General features: G+C 57.9%; 21 protein-coding genes. 11 read left to right on the forward strand and 10 right to left on the reverse strand.

The genetic code is table 11. From position 1 onward, the window contains the following. Positions 1-52 precede the first annotated feature (52 nt). On the forward strand, positions 53-1,867 hold the full coding sequence (locus HKD40_RS16340; RefSeq protein ID WP_169196850.1) for an ATP-binding cassette domain-containing protein: 1,815 nt from the start codon (positions 53-55) through the stop codon (positions 1,865-1,867). Here the strand turns inward: HKD40_RS16340 and HKD40_RS16345 are convergent. Next, on the reverse strand, positions 1,864-2,907 hold the full coding sequence (locus HKD40_RS16345; protein ID WP_248306545.1) for a LacI family transcriptional regulator: 1,044 nt from the start codon (positions 2,905-2,907) through the stop codon (positions 1,864-1,866). The genes HKD40_RS16340 and HKD40_RS16345 overlap by 4 nt on opposite strands. A 495-nt stretch (positions 2,908-3,402) precedes the next feature. On the opposite strand from HKD40_RS16345, the gene HKD40_RS16350 reads away from it, so the two are divergent. Continuing rightward, the gene (locus tag HKD40_RS16350; protein ID WP_169196851.1) at positions 3,403-3,618 is read left to right on the forward strand and encodes a hypothetical protein; all 216 of its coding nucleotides are present in this window, start codon (positions 3,403-3,405) and stop codon (positions 3,616-3,618) included. A 48-nt stretch (positions 3,619-3,666) separates the two neighbouring features. Here the strand turns inward: HKD40_RS16350 and HKD40_RS16355 are convergent, their stop codons facing one another. The 4 genes from HKD40_RS16355 to HKD40_RS16370 are packed head-to-tail and all read right to left on the reverse strand — an operon-like array spanning position 3,667 to position 5,352. Continuing rightward, positions 3,667-3,873, reverse strand: coding sequence for a hypothetical protein (locus HKD40_RS16355; RefSeq protein ID WP_169196852.1), 207 nt, complete (start codon positions 3,871-3,873; stop codon positions 3,667-3,669). Next, on the reverse strand, positions 3,860-4,009 hold the full coding sequence (locus HKD40_RS16360) for a hypothetical protein (protein WP_169196853.1): 150 nt from the start codon (positions 4,007-4,009) through the stop codon (positions 3,860-3,862). Before HKD40_RS16360 ends, HKD40_RS16355 begins: the two co-directional genes overlap by 14 nt. 52 nt (positions 4,010-4,061) lie before the next feature. Next, positions 4,062-4,628 carry a phosphonate metabolism protein/1,5-bisphosphokinase (PRPP-forming) PhnN gene (gene phnN, locus HKD40_RS16365; protein ID WP_169196854.1) on the reverse strand — a complete coding sequence of 189 codons (567 nt, stop codon included), beginning with the start codon at positions 4,626-4,628 and terminating at the stop codon, positions 4,062-4,064. A gap of 40 nt (positions 4,629-4,668) precedes the next feature. Next, the gene (locus tag HKD40_RS16370; protein WP_169196855.1) at positions 4,669-5,352 is read right to left on the reverse strand and encodes a DUF1045 domain-containing protein; all 684 of its coding nucleotides are present in this window, start codon (positions 5,350-5,352) and stop codon (positions 4,669-4,671) included. Between the two features lie 132 nt (positions 5,353-5,484). On the opposite strand from HKD40_RS16370, the gene HKD40_RS16375 reads away from it, so the two are divergent. The 3 genes from HKD40_RS16375 to HKD40_RS16385 all read left to right on the forward strand — a co-directional run bounded on the left by HKD40_RS16375 (position 5,485) and on the right by HKD40_RS16385 (position 9,015). Then, positions 5,485-6,738: a glycerate kinase gene (locus HKD40_RS16375; protein ID WP_169196856.1), complete on the forward strand. Its 1,254-nt coding sequence runs from the start codon at positions 5,485-5,487 to the stop codon at positions 6,736-6,738. Between the two features lie 89 nt (positions 6,739-6,827). After that, positions 6,828-7,766: a Gfo/Idh/MocA family oxidoreductase gene (locus HKD40_RS16380; RefSeq protein ID WP_169196857.1), complete on the forward strand. Its 939-nt coding sequence runs from the start codon at positions 6,828-6,830 to the stop codon at positions 7,764-7,766. A 484-nt stretch (positions 7,767-8,250) separates the two neighbouring features. After that, entirely contained in the window at positions 8,251-9,015 is a 765-nt protein-coding gene (locus tag HKD40_RS16385; RefSeq protein WP_169196858.1) for a Crp/Fnr family transcriptional regulator, read from the forward strand. A gap of 57 nt (positions 9,016-9,072) precedes the next feature. Here HKD40_RS16385 and HKD40_RS16390 read toward each other — a convergent pair whose 3' ends face one another. Then, positions 9,073-9,528, reverse strand: a complete 456-nt coding sequence (locus HKD40_RS16390) for a response regulator (RefSeq protein WP_169196859.1) — start codon at positions 9,526-9,528, stop codon at positions 9,073-9,075. Positions 9,529-9,787: 259 nt separating this feature from the next. On the opposite strand from HKD40_RS16390, the gene HKD40_RS16395 reads away from it, so the two are divergent. The 5 genes from HKD40_RS16395 (at position 9,788) to HKD40_RS16410 (ending at position 15,621) form a co-directional block, all read left to right on the forward strand. Further along, a complete protein-coding gene (locus HKD40_RS16395) occupies positions 9,788-11,386 on the forward strand; it encodes a glucan biosynthesis protein G (protein WP_169196860.1) in 1,599 nt (532 codons plus the stop codon). Continuing rightward, the gene (locus tag HKD40_RS18100; RefSeq protein ID WP_282567609.1) at positions 11,383-11,517 is read left to right on the forward strand and encodes a hypothetical protein; all 135 of its coding nucleotides are present in this window, start codon (positions 11,383-11,385) and stop codon (positions 11,515-11,517) included. Before HKD40_RS16395 ends, HKD40_RS18100 begins: the two co-directional genes overlap by 4 nt. A gap of 15 nt (positions 11,518-11,532) precedes the next feature. Next, positions 11,533-13,293, forward strand: a complete 1,761-nt coding sequence (mdoH, locus tag HKD40_RS16400; protein WP_248306113.1) for a glucans biosynthesis glucosyltransferase MdoH — start codon at positions 11,533-11,535, stop codon at positions 13,291-13,293. Next, a complete protein-coding gene (locus HKD40_RS16405) occupies positions 13,286-14,512 on the forward strand; it encodes an OpgC domain-containing protein (RefSeq protein ID WP_169196861.1) in 1,227 nt (408 codons plus the stop codon). The genes mdoH and HKD40_RS16405 overlap by 8 nt, the downstream gene beginning before the upstream one ends. Positions 14,513-14,580: 68 nt before the next feature. Then, positions 14,581-15,621, forward strand: coding sequence for an Ldh family oxidoreductase (locus HKD40_RS16410; RefSeq protein ID WP_169196862.1), 1,041 nt, complete (start codon positions 14,581-14,583; stop codon positions 15,619-15,621). On the opposite strand, the gene HKD40_RS16415 is transcribed toward HKD40_RS16410, so the two are convergent. After that, entirely contained in the window at positions 15,612-16,499 is an 888-nt protein-coding gene (locus HKD40_RS16415) for a LysR family transcriptional regulator (RefSeq protein ID WP_169196863.1), read from the reverse strand. The genes HKD40_RS16410 and HKD40_RS16415 overlap by 10 nt on opposite strands. A 97-nt stretch (positions 16,500-16,596) precedes the next feature. On the opposite strand from HKD40_RS16415, the gene HKD40_RS16420 reads away from it, so the two are divergent. After that, complete coding sequence (locus tag HKD40_RS16420; protein ID WP_169196864.1) at positions 16,597-18,093, forward strand: CoA-acylating methylmalonate-semialdehyde dehydrogenase; 1,497 nt, start codon at positions 16,597-16,599, stop codon at positions 18,091-18,093. A gap of 62 nt (positions 18,094-18,155) precedes the next feature. Here HKD40_RS16420 and HKD40_RS16425 read toward each other — a convergent pair whose 3' ends face one another. The 3 genes from HKD40_RS16425 to HKD40_RS17715 all read right to left on the reverse strand — a co-directional run. Continuing rightward, the gene (locus HKD40_RS16425; protein ID WP_169196865.1) at positions 18,156-19,178 is read right to left on the reverse strand and encodes an NAD-dependent epimerase; all 1,023 of its coding nucleotides are present in this window, start codon (positions 19,176-19,178) and stop codon (positions 18,156-18,158) included. 190 nt (positions 19,179-19,368) lie between these two features. After that, a complete protein-coding gene (locus HKD40_RS16430; RefSeq protein ID WP_169196866.1) occupies positions 19,369-19,692 on the reverse strand; it encodes a hypothetical protein in 324 nt (107 codons plus the stop codon). Positions 19,693-19,694: 2 nt separating this feature from the next. Continuing rightward, positions 19,695-19,907, reverse strand: a 213-nt coding sequence (locus HKD40_RS17715) for a hypothetical protein (protein ID WP_210257140.1), incomplete at its 5' end; no start/stop codon positions are given.

Below are 19,907 nucleotides of genomic sequence, written 5' to 3' on the forward strand. Positions count from 1 at the left end.
TTAGCCATCGGCCCTGTGGTCTATGCGCGATTGAACAATACCGGACGACACAATGGCCCAGCCTCCCCTTCTCTCGCTTCAGGACATCTCCCTCACTTTTGGCGGTACGCAACTGCTAGAAAGTGCAGAGCTGATTGTGTCCCCAGGCCAGAGGATCGCGCTTGTCGGCCGCAATGGTTCGGGCAAGTCGACACTCTTGAAAATCGCAGCGGGTCTTATTCAGCACGACGGCGGCAAGCGCTTTGCAGAGCCAAGCGCCACCATTCGCTATTTGGCGCAGGAGCCGGACCTCAAAGGTTATGCGACGACGCTGGCTTATGTTGAAGCTGGTCTTGCGCCGGGCGATGATTCCTATCGCGCGCAATATTTGCTCGATGCGCTCGGCATGACCGGCCAAGAAGACCCCAGCACGCTGTCCGGGGGCGAAGGCCGTCGCGCCGCGCTTGCGCGCGTCTTGGCACCCCAGCCCGATGTGCTGCTGCTGGACGAACCAACCAACCATTTGGACCTGCCAGTGATCGAATGGCTGCAGGATGAGTTGAGCTCAATGCGCTCGGCCCTCGTCTTGATCAGCCACGACCGTCGTTTCCTTTCGGACCTCACCCGCTCCACTGTTTGGCTTGACCGTGGTCTCACGCGCCGCATTGAAAAGGGCTTTTCGGCCTTTGAAGGCTGGCGCGACGAAGTGCTCGAAAACGAAGAAAAAGAGCGTCACAAGCTCGACCGCCAGATTGTCCGCGAAGAGCATTGGCTGCGCTATGGCGTGACGGCGCGCCGCAAGCGCAATGTGGGTCGCCTTGAACGCCTCTCCGGCCTGCGTCAGGATCGTCGCGATCAGCGCAAGGTGCAGGGCAGCGTGACCCTGGCCGTGAGCGAAGGCCGCACCTCTGGCGCTTTGGTTGCCGAAGCCGACATGGTGAGCAAGAGCTTTGGCGAGCGCACGGTAGTGCGAGAGTTCTCGACACGCGTTCTGCGTGGTGATCGCGTGGGTATTGTTGGGCCGAATGGCGCGGGCAAGACGACGCTGATCAAAATGCTGACCGGCTTGCTTGAGCCTGATACCGGCACGATCAAACTTGGCTCCGCCATTGAGCTGGCAATGCTCGATCAGGGCCGCGCCAAGCTCGAGCCCGAAACGCGTCTGCGCGATGCGCTGACCGGCGGCGGCAGCGACACCATCCATATCAATGGCGAACCCAAGCACGTGGTTGGCTATATGAAAGACTTTCTGTTCACCCCGGAACAGGCCAATACGCCAATCGGCAAGCTCTCGGGTGGCGAACGCGCCCGCGTTGCCCTAGCCCGTGCGTTGTCCCTGCCCTCAAACTTCCTCGTGCTCGACGAACCGACCAACGATCTCGATCTCGAAACGCTCGATCTCTTAGAAGAAATGGTTTCGGACTATGCCGGGACCGTGGTGGTTGTGAGCCACGACCGTGACTTCCTCGATCGCGTCGCCACCTCCGTCATTATGGCCGAGGGTAACGGCGACTGGACTGAATATGCCGGTGGCTATTCGGACATGGTCAGTCAGCGCGGCGCAGGGGTTTCAGCCCGCGTCGTCGAAAAAGCGTCCAAGGCCGAAAAGCGCAAGGCTGAAGCCGCAGCCGCAGCTGCCCAGCCCGCCAAGCGCAAGATGAGCTTTAAGGAAAAGCACGCGCTCGAATCCTTGCCCAAGGATATCGAAAAGCTCGACGCTGAGATCAAAGCAGTCAATGCGAAGCTCGCTGACGCCAATTTCTACGTGCGCGACCCAAACGGCTTTGCCAGCCAGACCAACGCCCTAGCAGCGCTGGAAACCAAGAAGGCCAAGGCCGAAGAGCAATGGCTGGAGCTTGAAATGCTGCGCGAGGAAATCGAAGGCTAAAGCCAGGGAATACGCAGCTCTTGCAGATGCGTCAGGTTCTCCTGCTCCCCGTTGATACGGCGCAGGAGGATCTGACCGAGCTCGCGACCGGCGTGGACAAAGTCCTCCGGCACGGTTTCGGCCTGCGGCTGGAACTGCATAAACATGAATGAGGACTGCTTGGTGACGACGTGAACGTCATCGCCAAGCGTGTGGCCGGCGTCGGTCAATCCACCAATAATGGCAAGCGCTGAGAGCTCAGAAGCGCAAACATAGCCATCGGGTGGGTTCGGGCGCTGCGCACGCTTGATAATATAGCTGCGCATGGCATCGGAATGACTGCTCAGGTTCACGTCAGCCGCGAACTCAGCCTCGATACCGGCTTCTTGAGCGCCGCGCAGAACACCGGATTTAAGGTGTTCAGTATAGGTCAGCGCACTGTCTGGAAGGACGATCGACACCTTTTTACAGCCCTTCGCCGCCAAGCGCTTGGTGGCGTGATAGGCATAGGCCTCGTTGTCGAAATCGACGAAGGGGTGAGGCTCGGAAAAGGCGCTGCGGCCGTGGACGGCAAAGGGGAAGTTCTCCTCCATTAGGTAGCGAATGCGCTCATCGTTGGGCTCTGCCCGCGAAAAGATCACCCCGTCGGCCATACGGTTGCGCACGATATGCTGCACCGGAACGATCGGATCGACATTGCGGAATAAAGGCGTGATGACGAGATGATAGGGCGTGTCGCGCAAGGCTTCAGTAATGCCTGAAACCAAGTTTGTGCCGAAACCATAAATGGTCTCTTCCGGCTCCAAAATCAGCGCGACGACATTGGTACGCCCCGTCTTCAAACGAAGTGCTGCCCGGTCTGGCAGATAGCCAATTTCGGCAGCAATTTTTTGCACGCGCTCGCGCGTATCCTGCGCCAACTCTGGGGCATTGTTGAGCGCCCGCGAAATGGTGGTGACGGCCAGGCCAGTCATTTCGGCGATGGTTTTGAGTGTCGGTTTGCCGCTGGGCTTCACGCCGCGCTTGCTGCGAGCAACTGGCGCTTGGTCGTCATCTGACACGAAATGAACCTCTTAATGGTCGAACAGCAATGGACATTGCGGCGGACGCTGAGAACACCAGATTGTGACCAAGCGCGCAAGCAATCTGATGGAGCTGACGCGTTGTTGAGGCCGAATCCCTCAGTAATCTCATTGCTTTGGTATGGTTTTTTATGTTTTTGGCCATATCCGCACAAAGCAGTACTAGGAAAATTAATAGGCCTAGCCTAAATTGCCTTCACTGCGCCGCATTAGCGGACGATAGCCGTGTCCAACACTCGCTAGGAGAGGAACGACGATGCCGACATCGATGACCTTCACTATCCGCGCCGTGTTTACGACCGTAGTAACCTGCAAACATGTAGCCAAACGCTGGCAAGGGTCCTGTCGCTCGAAACGAATGTGATCATCCGTCACACACTCGTCTCAAACCTTCGATAGAACCCGCGTAGCTTGTCTTGGTGCAGATCTTTTGATCATGCGCCGGGGAAACGGCACGCAGGTGGAGATTCCACAATGCAGGAAAATAGTCTTTCAAGAGCCGTTCGGCTCAAGCCAATCGTTATAGAGGTTTCTGGTGAACCGCAGGGCGTTGTCGTGCCGGTTTCAGAAGGCTTCAAGTTTGTCGCGGTGAAGCTACCCGCCTTCGCTATCGATGGGCATTTGTTCCCAACGGTCGAATTGGCACGTAGCGCGGCGGTTAAGGCTGTGAGTGAAGGCCTGAACGCATAAAGGCCGGTGGCTTGGCCACCGGCTCAATGAGCATTCGGCATTACTAGATCAATCGTCGTTCGTTGCGTTGAGTTCGCCGGGCGATTTGCCGTCCAAGCTCGGCTTGGTGGGCGCAATCGCGTCTTCAACCGCTTCTGCCAGTGCGTTGACGTCTATGCGGTTAGCACCCGACTTCGCCTGCCGATCAATTTCGGTATCGATTGCCGATGCAATCATTTCATGGCGGTCGTCGTAACGTGGGTTAGCCGTTTCCATCGATCGAAATCCCCTGTTCATCAACGCGAACCTCGATACCTGGACGGGCTTGCTCTTGTTGGTAGGTGTAAATTCCAAAGCCAACCAAGGCGATAAGCAAAAGCGCAACGAGAAAATATAGGCCGTTCCGGGACACCGCAGACTCCTTGTCCAAACCAGCCCGGTTAACGCAAGACAGCGCGATAGGTTCACTCGCCGGCGATTTGGCGGAGTGACATGAGAAACGCGTGGATGCCGATACTGATAGAATTTGAATTATCAATGACAATTGGCGTGACATCAGCCGGTAAGCGCGTGCCAACGCGAGCGAGACGCGCCACGATTTGATCGCGATGTTCACGACCCTGCTTGGCGAGCCGGTCAGCGCGCAGTGATATCTCCGCAGAAATTTGCACAATTCGGCACATGGGATACCGCGCAATGGCCTGCGGCACCGCGTGGCGGGAAATCGAGCACACGACGACGCGCCCCAAGGCAAGGTCTGTGTCAACGCTGATGGGGAGGCCGTAGCTCAGATCATGAGCAGGCCATGTGAGGGCGAAACGGCCCGCTTGTTCGGCAGCGTAGAAATCCTCGGGATCCATGCCGGTGTAGTCGTCGCGCTCAGCGTCCGCTGGCCGAGACACAACACGGCGCACAAAGCTAAAGCGCCGATCTTCCTTCAGCGCTTTGCGTGCGCCAGCAATGAGCGTGTCTTTACCAACGCCCGACGGCCCAATGACAAGCACCAAAACGCCGGGAGGACGATGGTTCAAGGGTGTTTCCCTCCGCTGTTGGTTGAGGCGCGAGACACCATCAGCCGGTGAACTCGCAATCGGTATGACGCCGGAAGGCTAGGCCATTATCGGGCTCAATAAAGATCGACATGCGGTCGAGCCGCATAGGGGTGGCCAGCACAGGAGCGAACCATTGTTCCGCCGCCACCGCCATTTCCTCAAGCTCATCGGACGGGAGGCGGTCGCTCAGGGTCATGTGGAATTTGAATTGATCGAGCACATGGGGATAGCCATAGCGATCAAGCAGTTCGACATGGACTGGCGAAAGACCCGGTAGGCGGCGCGCTCTGTCGCGCGCGGTCAGCGGCGCGCGAAAGGGCTCGAAATGCTCAACCAGTTCCGCAGCGAATTCCTGAGCAGCGGTCGGATTGACCGGCGTTAGAGCCAAAACGCCAAAATGGTTTGAGACCCTGAGAGGTCCAAGATCAATGGCCTCCCGGTTGTCGCAAAACGCGGCCAGAGCGTCGCGCAGTTGCGTTTCGCTTTTACCTTCGGCCAAAGCCATAGGCGCTTTGATGGTGGCGTGAAACCCATATCGACCGGCAGATTGGGTGACGTTGAGAAGGCGATCGCGCGGGATACCTGCCACTGCGCCATCATAGAGACTGCCATTGGCGGCATCGCGCCCTAACCAAATCGCAGCACGCTCCCACAGCGGGGAGGTCACGGCCGGGGCGTAATACAGTGCGAATCTTTGCGCCATCGAAACTCCTTGCGGCGCAATATTGCACCTATGTGACCGGGCTTTGACAAGTCGAATGCACTGGTCGAATATTTCGCGCAGTATTCGACCAACACTTTCCCTTCTGTCCTTCGATTTAAAAAGTTATCCCCCATGCACCGTGCCTTGCTTAACGCCCTGTTCGATGAGGCTGTCGCCAAAGCGCAGCCGGAACTGGCGGTGACCCGCTTTTTGCCCGCTCAGCCCAAGGGGCGCACTTTGGTGATTGGGGCCGGAAAGGCTTCAGCGCAAATGGCGGCAGCGCTGGAGAAGGCTTGGACGGGACCAATCGAAGGTTTGGTGGTGACCCGTTATGGCTATGGGCAAGCCTGTGAACGCATCGAGATTGTTGAGGCGGCGCATCCCGTGCCGGATGCAGCAGGGCTCGCAGCGGCCAAGCGGATTGTCGATATGGTGGCTGGCCTGAGCGCGGATGATTTGGTGATCGCGCTGATTTCCGGCGGCGGTTCCTCGCTCCTCCCGGCCCCAGCGGAGGGGCTGAGCTTTGAAGACGAGCAAGAAATCAATCGGCAGCTGCTGGCATCAGGGGCGCCGATCGGGGTGATGAATTTGGTGCGCAATCAGTTCTCGACCATAAAAGGCGGGCGACTTGCACAGGCAGCCTATCCAGCAAAAGTGGTCACGCTTGTCGTCTCGGATGTGCCGGGTGATGATCCGGCGCTCGTTGCCTCAGGGCCGACGCTCCCCCTCAAAGGCACCCGCGCCGATGCGCGTCGGCTCGTGGAGCTGTATCGGCTCGACCTCCCGGCGGCAGCGACAACGCTTTTGGCGTCGGACGAGAATCTAGCACCACAACCGGACGAGGCAGTTTTTGCGCGCAACACCAGCGCTACCATTGCGTCTGCCGCATTATCACTTGAGGCTGCGGCGGCATTGGCGCGACAGCGCGGGGTAGAAAGCGCAATTTTGTCCGACGCCATTGAAGGTGAGGCGCGCGAGGTGGCGCGGGTTCATGCAGCACTGGCCAAAGAAGTCGCGGTGCGCAATCGGCCATTTAATAAGCCGGTGATTTTGCTCTCCGGCGGGGAGACTACTGTCACTCTGCGCGGCAAGGGCCGCGGCGGACGGAATGGCGAGTTCCTGCTCTCGCTGGCGATTGAACTTGATGGCGTTGCAGGCGTCACGGCCTTGGCGGCGGATACGGACGGTATCGACGGCTCCGAGGACAATGCCGGGGCATTTGTCGACGGAACCAGCGCCAGCCGCATGCGCGCGGCGGGCATCGATCCTCTGGCCTATCTCGCCAATAACGACGCCTATACGGCCTTTGAAGCCATAGGCGATTTGTTCGTCACCGGGCCAACGGGCACCAATGTGAATGATTTCCGCGCCATCCTTATTCGATAGGCAAAGAAAATCATACTTTTGCTGATTTTTGCTTGGCAGGGTGTGCGGACCTCTGCTCTATAGCCAGCGCTGCTGAGAGGAGTTTCATTATGGGCAAGCGCAAGATCGCCGTTATCGGTGTGGGGAAGATTGCAATCGATCAGCATTTGCCGGTGATCGACGCATCCGAAGACTTTGAACTTGCCGCAACCGTATCCTCACGCGGCGTTTCCCATAACGGATTGCCGGTGTTCCGCACGGCAGCCGAGCTCTATGCCGCCATGCCCGAAATTGGCCTGGTCTCGATTTGCACGCCACCGGGCGTTCGCCACACGCTGGTGCGCGAAGCGCTCGACGCGGGCAAAGACGTGATGATGGAAAAGCCGCCGACCACGACGATTTCCGAGCTTGATGATCTCATCGCCCACGCTAAGCGGCTCGATCGCGTGTTGTTTCAAACCTGGCACAGCCAATACAATGCTGCCGTTGATCGGACCAAAGCGCTGTTGGCGGAGCAGGGCGTAAAGTCCGTGCGCATCGATTGGCGCGAAAGCGTGCGCAAGTGGCACCCTGGTCAGGATTGGGTTTGGGAGCCAGGCGGGTTTGGTGTCTGCGATCCGGGCATCAATGCCTTTTCGATTTTCACCAAGATCATGCCCTTCCCCGTGTTCGTCGAGAGCGCCAACCTCACCTTCCCGGCCAATAAGATGACCCCTGTCGATGTTGAAATCGGCTTCAAATCGGGCCAAGCGCACAAGCCTGCGCTGAGCGCTGGGTTCAATTGGCTCGAAGAGAGCGGTGAGATTTGGACGGTCCATGTCGTTACTGGCACTGGCAATGACATCAAGCTTGAAGGCGGCGGGCGACGATTGATCGTCAATGGCCAGTTGATCTTGGAGCATGGCGACGCTGAGTATGCCGGAATTTATGATCGCTTTGCTGATCTGTTGGATCAGCACGAAAGCGATGTCGACGCGGCCCCGCTGCGCCTGATGTCCGACGTGTTCCTGCTCGGCGCAAGAACAAACGGCCCCGCGTTCTCGTGGTAAAAGTTATACGCATCCAATCCTGGTAGAAATTCCAATTTCCACCCTGTCAGACACTTAAGCCAGCGCGCCAATTCAACTTGGCGCGCGATGACTTAATCTACCCAAACAGCAGGAACTACTCCCACTGATTGCCGTTGTTTCTCAGCGCATTGGCGCTGAAACAACAAGCGAAAGTGAGAGCATGGTACTGCGTTTACCCTCCCACCGAGACGGCTTGGCGCAAGATGTCGCCAACTTCTGCCACGATGCGGAACGCTTTGCAGCGTCTGTGGCGCGGAACCGCGCGGCCTGCGGATCGCTCCCACAACTGACATCGCACACCTGCACGCCCACTTTTAAAGCACCTGCCTCACCAGCCCCTTGGGAAGGGATGGGCCAGTAGCGCAGGACCCTCACGCCAACGCAGCATGTGATCGCTCGTTAGGCCTTGCCACTTAGACAATCAGGGACTGGATCAACACGCGAAAGTCCCGGAAGGATTAGCATGATGGGGCTCTCCGCCTCTGAGATTAACACCCGCCCGAAAGATCCCCCGCTCTTTCGTCGTTTTACCAGCACCGGCCTTTTGGACCGCACTGATACTCTGGCTTTAGCGCAACTGCCGTGGAGCAAGCAGAGTCTTGCCCCTCACGACAGGTTTGAAGACAATCAGTCCTTTAGCATTGTCGCAGCGGGCATTCTTTGCCGCGAGAACCGCACCCCGGAAGGGCGTCGGCAGCTGTTGGGCATGATCCTGCCCGGAGATGTGTGTAATTATAGCCTTGTCACCGGCCTCAAGCCGATGACAACACAGGTGGCGATGGTGCGCTCGACGGTGTTGACCACAGACCTCGACCGACTGACGGCGCTGATAGAGCTACGCCCCCGGATCCTCTCAGCGCTTCTCGCACACTTAACAATTGATAATGCGATGACCGAGGAACTGGTGTTGTCGCTCGGCTGCCGCAGCGCGCTCGAGCGGATGGCGCATTTCCTCTGCGAGATCGACTATCGCCTCGGGCGCATGGGCCTGTCAGAGAACCACCAGTTCACCTTCAGCCTGACCCAAGCAGAGCTGGGGCACTATCTTGGCTTGTCCGCCGTGCATGTGAACCGGACACTGCAAGAATTGCGACGACGCAAATTGATCTCAACGCAAGGATCGCGCGTGGCACTCACTGATATTGGCGGATTGAAAGCGGTTGGCGGGTTTTCCCCCGCCTATCTCACAGGAATTCCTGCGTTTGCTCATCGGCTTGGCGCCGCATAGCCTCGGTCCAGATACGCACAACCCGCATATGCGGGTTGTCGTCTAACCCCAAAGCCTTCACGGCCCGCTCACTCTTGAGCTCAATAGGTTGTTATCGTCTGGGTACACTGTGAGGAGCGCCGCAACAGAATCAACCACAGTGCTGGCTTCCACCGGGCGCACGAAGGCTTTTTGGGCGCGGGCATGCGCGTTTGCATGGCGCGAGAGTGTTATGATCGGCGTGCCAGAAGACGCCAACTGGGTGACAAAATGCTCGCCCTCATCACCGGGAAGATCGGAACTGATAACCGCACAGTCTATCCCGCGCCGTCCGATCAGATGTCTGGCATAGAATACTGTCGGAGCAGGCCCAAGGACCACTGCTCCCTCTGCCCGGAAGGCATCTCTTAGAGTGATTGCTAGTGTTTGATCATCCTCAACAATCAGGATGCGCTTACCGTTAGTTCTCATAGGCCTACCATCGATTATTGCGGGTAAATCGTCGGCGGGCTTTTCGGTTGCATCATCAAACATTCTAGGTGTGCACAACTTTGGCCGCACAGCCACTGCATCACGCTCGATACAGACAACGACCCGTAAAAAATCACGCGTTAACTGCGTTGCTGCACCATCATTTCGCCCCAAATCAAGCGCGTTACACGACCCCAGTTTTGGTCGCAACGGCGCGCCATGGGCCATGCGTTTTACGCATAACACCCATGACTCAACTTTATGGCCTTGGCGACGTTCCTTTTAATTGATGGATAACGGGCAGACGCCGACCGCGCCGAAGATGAAGATTCAAACGCCCCACACAATTTCACGACGCTCCGTCCTCAAAGGGGTGATCGCCTCCGCTGTTTTGCTATCATCCACAAGCCTCACTCCCGCTGCTGCTGCAGAAGGGACGGATAGCTTCGCATTTAATTATGACAGTTTCTCTGCACGCATGCGCGATGTGGCCGCTGCACCCTATGCGCCACCAAAGCTGATCTCATCCGCCTTTTATGAAGGGCTGGATTATGATGGTCATCGTCGCGTGCAGTTTAATACCAAACGCGCTGTTTGGGCCGAGCAAGACCATGGCTATCAGGTCCATGTCTTCCCGCCGGGCTGGCTGTTTAAAGAGACGGTGAGCCTTTTCGAGGTGAATGACGGGCAAGCGCGCCCAATGAATTTTACCGGCGCGGACTTCAACTTCTATTTTGACGAAGACCAGAAGAGCCAAGCCGAGACTGCTGAGTTCCCGGGCGTAGCAGGCTTCCGGCTCAATCATCCGATTAATGATCCGGACCGCGCCGACGAGCTGGTCTCTTTCTTGGGTGCGAGCTATTTCCGCGCCCTCGGCCGCGACAATATCTATGGCTTGAGTGCCCGTGGCTTGCTGATCAATTCCTGGCGCGATGGACCAGAGGAATTTCCGCGCTTTAGCGAGTTCTTTCTCGAACGCCCGCAGAACTCGGACAGCATCACCATATACGCGGCCCTCGAAAGCCAAAGCGTTGCCGGAGCTTATCGCTTTATCATCCGCCCCGCGGGCGAAAATCGGCAAGAGACCGTGATGGAAGTGACCGCGCGGCTCTACTTCCGCGCCGATATTGCCGAGTTGGGCATTGCGCCTTTAACATCGATGTTCTTGTTTGGCGCGGCCAACCACATCAGCTTTGATGACTATCGCCCGCAGGTCCATGACAGCACCGGCCTATTGGTTGAACCTTCCGATGGCACGGTCATCTGGCGGCCGCTGAACAACACCAAAACTCTGGGTAATACCTATCTCGCGGACAAGGCCATTCGCTCCTTTGGCCTCTATCAGCGCGGTCGTGACTTTGAGACCTATCAAGATGCTGGCGCCCATTATGAGCGCCGCCCTTCGCTCAAGGTTGAGCCCATCAGCAATTGGGGCGAAGGCACTATTCGCCTGATCGAGATCCCCGCTCGCTATGAAGCGGACGACAATATTGGCGCCTTCTGGATACCCGCTGGCGCCATTACCGCCGGAAGCTCGCGCGAGTTTAGCTATCGCCTCACTTGGGGTGATCTGAACGCCGAAAAGCACTCCACTCTGGCCTATGTCGCGGAGACGCGCGCAGGCATGGGCGGTGTTTCTGGCGTTGAAAACGCGACGGCCCTTAGGAAATTTGTGATCGACTTCGCAGGCGGTCGCCTTCCCGATCTGGAACCAGACACGGAATTTAACGTTCTGGTTACGAACTCAGCGGGGAGCATAGTTTCGACTACTTTTTCTCGCATCGATGCCAATGAACATTGGCGTCTTGTCATAGACATCGACACCGCGGACCAACCGCTGATCGAGCTTAAAGCCAGCATAGCGCTCGGAAATGAGCCGATTACGGAAACGTGGATCTACCAGTGGCGAGGAATAGAATGAAACGACACGCTTTTTCTTCAAATTTCGGCCTGCCCGATGCCCCCATGGCGATGCCTAAGCAGCGCCTCGAACGCGATCGCTCTCTGGTCAATGTTCTGGTTGACCTGTTTCTCGGTCGGCAGCGCGGCTGATAGGTGGACAATCTAATGGCTGGAATGCAGGCGTCGCGCCGAGCCGCTATTATGCGCGCTTTCTCACTGGTTATCGCCAGTGTTTCGGCCATTGCCGCAGGTTGGGCGTTCCTGCACATCATTGGTGGTGACGAACCAAACTGGCTCGACTTTTTGCGCGCCGGCTTGCTGTTTATCGCCACATTCTGGTTGGTGTTTGGTGGGCTCGTCGGCGTAATTGGCGCGTTTGCGTCCAAAACCATGATCACCTGCGTGCCAACGCTGCCAACCGGCAAAACCGTGGTTCTCATTCCCATTTACAATGAGGACCCGGTCGAGACCTTCGCGCGTATTGCGGCGATGAACCGCGAGATCGTGGCGCTCGGCGTCGCCAGCCGTTTTGACTTTGCAATCCTCTCGGACACGACCAATCTTGAGGTCGCGGCCCAAGAGATCGATGCGTTCGAGCTGTTGACGCGCGAGCCAGAAGCGGAAGCGCGCATTTTCTATCGCCGCCGCGAGCGCAATACGGGCCGCAAAGCGGGCAATATCGAAGACTTTGTGCGCAATTCTGGCGCGGCATATGATTATGCTGTGATCCTGGATGCGGACAGTCTGATGGAAGGCAAGACGCTGATCGCGCTGGCCGAGCGCATGGACAATGATCCGCGCTTGGGTCTGTTGCAGACCGTGCCGACCGTGATCAATGCCGACAGCCTCTTTGGCCGCATGATGGCGTTCTCCGCCGCCTATCTATCGCCCTTCTTTGCTCGTGGCGCGGCTTTGGCGCAGGGCGATGAGGGTCCTTATTGGGGCCACAATGCCATCGTGCGTGTCCGTGCCTTTGCGCAATGCTGCGGCCTACCGGTGTTGTCTGGCCGTCCACCTTGGGGCGGGCATATCCTAAGCCACGACTATGTCGAGGCGGCATTGCTGTCGCGTGGTGGCTGGAAAGTCCGTATGGATCCGGCCATTCCCGGCTCTTACGAACATGGCCCGGAAAACCTAATTGAATACGCCAAACGCGACCGTCGCTGGTGTCAGGGCAATCTGCAGCACCACAAAGTGCTCGCGGCACCAAAACTGAAGTTTTGGAACCGCTTCACGCTGTTGCAGGGCATTATGGCCTACCTCGCCTCCCCGATCTGGCTGGCGCTAATGATCACCAGTCTTCTGGCAACTGCCTATCCAGACTCACCGGGCGAACGCTTGCAGTTTGCGCCGTGGATTTTGGGCGTTGGCGTTGCTGCGGTTTTGCTTCTGCCAAAACTAGCCATCGCATTACGCGGCGCATTTGACGGCACCAATGCTCAGTTTGGCGGCACCGCGCGCGTTTTGCTCTCGACCTTGGGTGAGATCGTCATCTCGACGATTATGGCGCCGATCCTGCTGGCGTTTCAAACCCGTGCGGTTATCCAGATTTTCCTCGGCCTCGACGGTGGTTGGCCAGCAACCGAGCGCGACGCGCAAGTGGTTCCGATGAAAACGGCTATCGGCGCGAGCTGGTGGATCATGCTGGTGGGTGTTATCACCATCGGTTTCACGATGGTCGAAGCGCCAGCGTTTGTGCTGTGGCTCTTGCCCGTAACGGTTCCGGCCGTATTGGCGCCGCTGATTATTCGCCTGACCTCTCATTCGGCTTCGAGCCCGCTGATGAAGAACATTTTCTCCATTGTCACGGAGCGCCAAGTGGTGCCGGTGATCGCGGAGAATAAGCGCATCCTGCAACAGTGGAGCAAGCCGCAACCAGTGTCGGTCGCGCCTGCGGTGGTCGAACTGACTGCTGAAAATGCATAAACGACTGCTGCGGGGCGTGCCGGTTTCGTCACATCTCGGCGCGACCAAGCCAGCGCCTGTCGGGCTCGTCCCCGGACAGCGCGACCATCGCCTCGACTTTTTTCGGGGGCTGGCCTTGGTGATGATTTTCATCAATCACGTGCCTGGCACAGTCTACGAATATGTAACCAATCGAAACTTCGGCTTTTCGGACGCAGCAGAGGCCTTCGTCTTTATGTCCGGCCTAGCGGCGGGCTTAGCTTATTCATCGGCATTCGCTCCCGGCAATAATCTGTGGTTGGCCGTATCACGCCCATGGGCGCGGGCGCGCCATCTCTATTTCGTGCATCTGAGCATCACTGTCATCTGCCTTGCCATAGTCGCCTTCGCAGCGCGCTATTTCGATTTGGCGGAGCTGCTGACCAAGAACAACATCAAGGCGCTGTTCGCCGATCCGCTGGCGACGATGATCGGCATTCCGCTGCTGACCCACCAGCTCGGCTATCTCAATATTCTGCCCCTTTATGCTGTGCTGCTTGTGTCTACCCCGGCAATCATTTTACTGGGACGCAAGTTCCCCTATTGGGTTTTGGCGGGCTCGATCTTGCTCTGGGTTATCGCCGGTCAATTCCGCTTGAATCTGCCCAACTTCCCTAACAGCGGCGGCTGGTTTTTCAACCCGTTCTCGTGGCAATTGCTGTTCGTCATTGGGGTGCTGAGTGGCATGGCAATGAAGCAGGGCAAGCAGTTCATTCCCGCCCATCCTGTCGCTTTCGTGCTGGCCTTGGCCTATCTGATCGCCACTATTGTGGTCATGAAATATCCACCGGCTGGCGAAGCCTTTCGGGCCGGGCTCAGCGCGATGAGCAAAATGGGTGCGCCCTTCTACATCACCTGGTTTGATAAGACCTTCCTGAGCCTGCCGCGTCTCTTGCATGCGTTGGCGGTGTTTTATGTTTTTGCCTCGATCCCGCAGATGCGCGTGATTGCGTCCTCGCGTTTGGCCGCTCCGTTGCGCCTTATGGGACGGCAGGGGCTGGCAGTCTTTGCCACCGGCACGGTGCTGAGCATTGCCTTGCAGGCCGTGAAGGCTTGGCTTTCGAAAGAAGGCATTACCGATACGGTGCTGATTGACGGGCTAATGCTGGGCACTGGCCTGTTTGCGCTTTGGCTCTTGGCATTCGTCTTGACCCGCACTGTCGACATGCGCCGTGCGCAAAGCCAGACCAAAACGCCCTAATCCGACTTGCGCTCACCGCACGCGCGCGTAACCATCAGAAAACTGCTGATGATTGGCCGGGGGGAAACATGCACAGCGACAAGCAAATATTGGTTGCAGCAAAAGACGTCGAAGCGCGTGTCCGCAAGGCACTGGTAGATGCAGGGGCTATTGCTGCAGCGGCGGATGCAACAACCCGCGCTCTGCTGCATGCCTCCATGATTGGCATTGATAGCCACGGCTTTCGGCTTACCGAGCACTATTGTAAGATGATGGCGGGTGGGCGCATCAACAAAGCGCCAAACATCACCCTGCGCCGCACCGCTAGTTCGTCGGCAATCCTCGATGCCGACAATGGTTTGGGCCACTACTCGGCCTATGAGGCTGTGAAGGCGGGGATCGAGATCGCCCGCGAGCATGGCGTCGCGGGGGTCGGGATTGAACACTCATCCCATCTTGGTGCAACGGGCGCCTATGCCATCGCCGGTGCTGAGCAGGGTTTTGTGACCTTTGTGACAACCAATACCGACGCCATGGTAGCGCTCTACGACGGCGCGCAACGGTTCCACGGCACAAACCCGCTCGCCTTTGCCGCGCCTGTACCCAATGCGCGCCCGTGGTTTTTGGACATGGCGACATCGTCCATTCCGATGAACCGGGTGCTGCTGCATCGTTCACTCGATGAACCACTGCCGCCCGGTGTTGCGGCGGATAAAAACGGGGTGGAAACCACCAATCCGCATGATGCGGAAATGCTTTTGCCCTTGGGCGGCGCGAGCTATGGCTTTAAGGGCGCTGGGCTCGCTGGGGTCGCAACACTGTTTTCCGCTCTTCTCACCGGGACGACGCTCGACCCCAATTTCATCCCCATGTATGGCGGCGAAGATATTAGTACGCCCCGCAATATGGGCCATTTCGTCATGGTGATCGATCCGGCCAAGTTCATTGGAGCGCAGGCTTTTGGCCAAGCCATGCTGACTTACCTATCGGCGCTGCGCGGTGCGCCTGCGCGCGAAGGCGGGGGACAAATTATGGCTCCGGGCGATCGGGAATGGGCGGAAGCCGCGCACCGCGCCGAGCATGGCGTTCCGATTGATCCCGATACGGCGGTGTTCTTGGGTTATGCGTGAGGGGTAAATAGCTTTCGATCGCGGGACACGATCTCGCTGAGAAAATCGGAGACCAGCGCAACACGACGAATGCTGCGCAGGTCTTCGTGCATTACCGTCCAATAGGCGCGGCTGAGAATGTGCTGAGGTAGAACCGGCACGAGATCGGCGCTGTTATGCGCCATAAAGGCGTGGAGGATGCCGATCCCTGCCCCGGCCCGCACTGCCTCTGTCTGTCCGATTGCTGTTGAAACGGCCAGACTTGACCGCCAGCTCTTGAGATATTCCGCCGTGTAATCGAGCGATGAGGTGAACAAGAGATCGTCGACATAGCCGACCAATTGATGGCGTTCCAAATCCGCGAGCGTTTGCGGCACCCCAAATTCACTCAGATAGGTCGGGGAAGCATATAGCCCGAGAGAGTAATTGGTGAGGCGACGCGCCACCAACCGCCCCTCGCGCGGTTGCTCCAGCGTTACCGCCACATCAGCCTCGCGGCGCGAGAGCGAGAACGAGCGCGGCACGGGCACCAATTCAATGCGCAATCCCGGATGACGGCGCAGCAATTCACCCAAACGGGGGGCGAGAAAACCCACACCAAAACCATCGGGCGCACCAACGCGCACCGTCCCCTCCACCGTGCTATCGGCGCCTGCTGCTTCTTGCGCCGCCAGCATGGCGCTTTCCATACGCTCGGCGTGTGGGAGCAGGCGTTCACCATGGCTCGAAAGCTCGGAGCCATTGGTTTTGCGGGTGAAGAGTTTGCTGCCGAGCTGATCTTCAAGCGCACTCAGGCGACGCGCGACGGTGGCGTGATTGAGCCCCAAGCTGCGCGCTGCACCCAAAATCTGTCCCGTGCGCGCCACAGCCAGAAAGATACGAACGTCGTCCCAGTTCATTTCGCACTACAATTTTTGCACAACGGATGCCGAAAACTTGGCGTTGCTATTCACCCTTCGTAGCGGCAACTAGGCTACAAAACAAGGGAACTGCCTCATGCGCACTATTGGCCACTTTATCGACGGCGTCGAAACCACAGGCACCAGCACCGAATTTCAGGACGTTTTCAACCCGGCAACCGGCGAAGTGCAGGCCCGCGTTGCACTGGCGACCCCAGCGGATCTGGAAGCCGCTGTCGCTTCTGCTGCTGCAGCCCAAGGCAAGTGGGCAGCAACCAATCCGCAGCGCCGCGCTCGGGTGTTTTTCAATTATGTGGCGCTGATCAACCAGAATATGCAGGAGCTGGCAGAGCTGCTGAGCGCGGAGCACGGCAAGACGGTTGAAGACGCCAAGGGTGACGTGCAGCGCGGCCTTGAAGTGGCTGAGTTCGTTGCCGGTGCACCGCATCTCCTCAAGGGTGAGTTTACAGACGGCGCTGGCCCGGCCATCGACATGTATTCCATGCGCCAGCCGGTGGGGATCGGCGCGGGCATTACCCCGTTCAATTTCCCGGCGATGATCCCGCTCTGGATGCTGTCTCCGGCGATTGCCGCTGGCAACGCCTTTATCCTTAAACCTTCGGAACGCGACCCGTCTGTGCCAGTGCGTCTTGCGCAGCTCGCCATTGAAGCAGGTATGCCTAAGGGCATTCTCAACGTCGTGCATGGTAGCAAGTCTGTCGTGGACGGCATTCTGGCGCATGAAAAGATTGAAGCGATTAGCTTTGTCGGCTCCACCCCCATCGCGCGCTATGTCTACGGCACGGCGGCCAGCAATGGTAAGCGCGTGCAGGCCTTTGGTGGCGCTAAGAACCACATGGTCATAATGCCAGACGCTGACATGGACAAGGCAGCAGATGCGCTGATGGGCGCAGGCTACGGCTCGGCAGGCGAACGCTGCATGGCTGTTTCGGTGGCCGTTCCAGTTGGTGACGGTACTGCCGACGCCATTATCCAGGCGCTCAAGCCACGGATCGAAAAGCTCAAAGTTGGTCCGGCCACTGACGCATCAAGCGAAATGGGCCCGGTGATCACCAAAGCCTCGCAGGAGCGTATCAAGTCGTTGATCACCTCCGGTGTCGAGCAAGGCGCAGAGCTCGTCGTCGATGGTCGCGGCCTGTCATTGCAGGGCTATGAAAATGGCTATTTCGTCGGCCCGACCCTGTTTGACCGCGTCACGCCCGAGATGAACATTTATAAGGAAGAGATCTTTGGGCCTGTGCTGAGCGTCGTCCGCTCCCCAAGCTATGAAGATGCGCTCCAGCTTGTCGTCGACAATCCCTATGGCAATGGCACGGCGATCTTCACCCGTGACGGTGATGCAGCGCGCGATTTTGCGGCACGGGTCAATATCGGCATGGTCGGCATCAACGTGCCAGTGCCGGTGCCGCTGGCTTACCACAGTTTTGGTGGCTGGAAGGCGAGCGCCTTTGGCGACCTCAATCAGCACGGCATGGATTCGATCAAGTTTTGGACGCGCACCAAGACCGTCACCGCCCGTTGGCCAAGCGGCATTAAGGACGGCGCAGAGTTTCAAATGCCGACGATGAAGTAACTGCCGATCATGAGAACCCCGTCACAACTGTGGCGGGGCTCTTCGTCTGCGCTGTGGGAGGTTCAGACGCGATAGAAGGCGCGATACCACTCTACATAGCGGGCCACGCCTTCAGTCACCGGCATTTGTGGGGCGTAGCCTGTGGCCTTGGTCAACTCAGAGGTGTCGGAGGACGTGTCCGCCATGTCGCCAGACTGCAGGGGCAGCAGGTTCCGCATGGCCTTTTTACCCAGCGCCGCTTCAAGCGCATCAATATAGGCCGCGAGTTTTACTGGCTCGGAATTGCCGATGTTGAAAATCCGATAGGGCGCGTTTGAACTGGCCGGATCGGGATCCTCAGCGCGCCAATCGGGATTGGCTTGGGCGGGTGTATCGGAAGCGCGAATGACGCCTTCGACTATGTCGTCGATATAGGTGAAATCGCGCGTGTGATTGCCAAAATTGTAAACGTCGATGGGCTCGCCTGCCAGAATATTGCGGGTGAACTTGAACAGCGCCATATCTGGCCGCCCCCAAGGGCCATAGACGGTGAAGAACCGCAGACCGGTTGTCGGGAGGCCAAACAGATGCGCGTAAGAGTGCGCCATCAGCTCATTGGCGCGCTTGGTGGCCGCATAGATCTGAAGCGGATGGTCTGCCCCGTCGTGTTCGGAGAATGGCATTTTGGCGTTGCCGCCATAGACAGACGACGTGGAGGCATAGGTTAAATGCCCAATCTTGTGGTGGCGGCAGGCCTCCAGAATATGGGTAAAGCCAACCACGTTCGACTGCACATAAGAGTGCGGGTCCTCAAGGCTAAAGCGAATACCCGCCTGTGCCGCTAAGTGGATGACGCGATCAAACCTTTGGTCGGCAAACAGGCTTTCAACCGCTGCGCGGTCTGCCAGATCGCCCCGCACAAAGCGATAATCACCGCCGAGTTGCGTGCTCAGCGCCTCTAGCTGCGCAAGGCGCGCTTCTTTCAGGCTGGGGTCGTAGTAGGCATTAACGACGTCAAAACCGACAACAGCATCGCCGCGCTCCAGAAGTCGGCGCGCCACGTGATAGCCGATAAATCCGGCATTGCCCGTAACCAAAACCCTCATCACGCCCTCACTCAAACCCAAACGCAATCCTATGGCAACGACGATTGTCACTACCACGTGGGATGGGCTCAGTCATGTTGGATGTTGATAGGGAACTATTGGATAGAGGGGCATGTCCGTCGCGCCGCTCTAACGTGCTGACTGGGCGGAGTGTGGCTCCGCCCAGCTGAGTTCGACTTGATGGGCGAGTTTAGTATTTCGCCATAATGTTGAAGAAGACGCCTTGGTGATCGCGCTCCAAATCACGCAGATCGTCCGAGAAGCCAGCAAAATTGTAGCCGACGCCGACCTTCACATGGTCATCAACGCTATAGTAGACCGCCGCTAAGGCGCCGAGGTCGAGCGTCTTGGCCTCCGGCAGGGCCATAGCCCGAGCTTCAAGCAAGATATCCCAATCCTTGGCGACTTCTGCGTCCACGCGAATAATGCCCAAGTGTGCGGACGAGCGTGTCCAACCCGATGGATCGCAGTTTTCGGAGATTTCCCCGATACGCGCGCCATATTTTGCGCCCACGGTCAGCCACTCGTTGATGTCGTAATTGCCATCAATGGAGAAGATGTGACTGCGCTGCGCAGGGCCATTGGCACTGCCGTTTGCCGTCTGTAGATATGTCGGTACTCGCGGGACATCTCCAATAAGCTGACATTTGTTGAGCTAAGGAGGTATTCATGAACCAGGAACAACGTGAGATTGCGCGCAAGCTTCGTGTTCTGAGGCACGCAGAAGAT

This window comes from Devosia sp. MC1541, assembly GCF_012847305.1.
Taxonomy (GTDB): domain Bacteria; phylum Pseudomonadota; class Alphaproteobacteria; order Rhizobiales; family Devosiaceae; genus Devosia.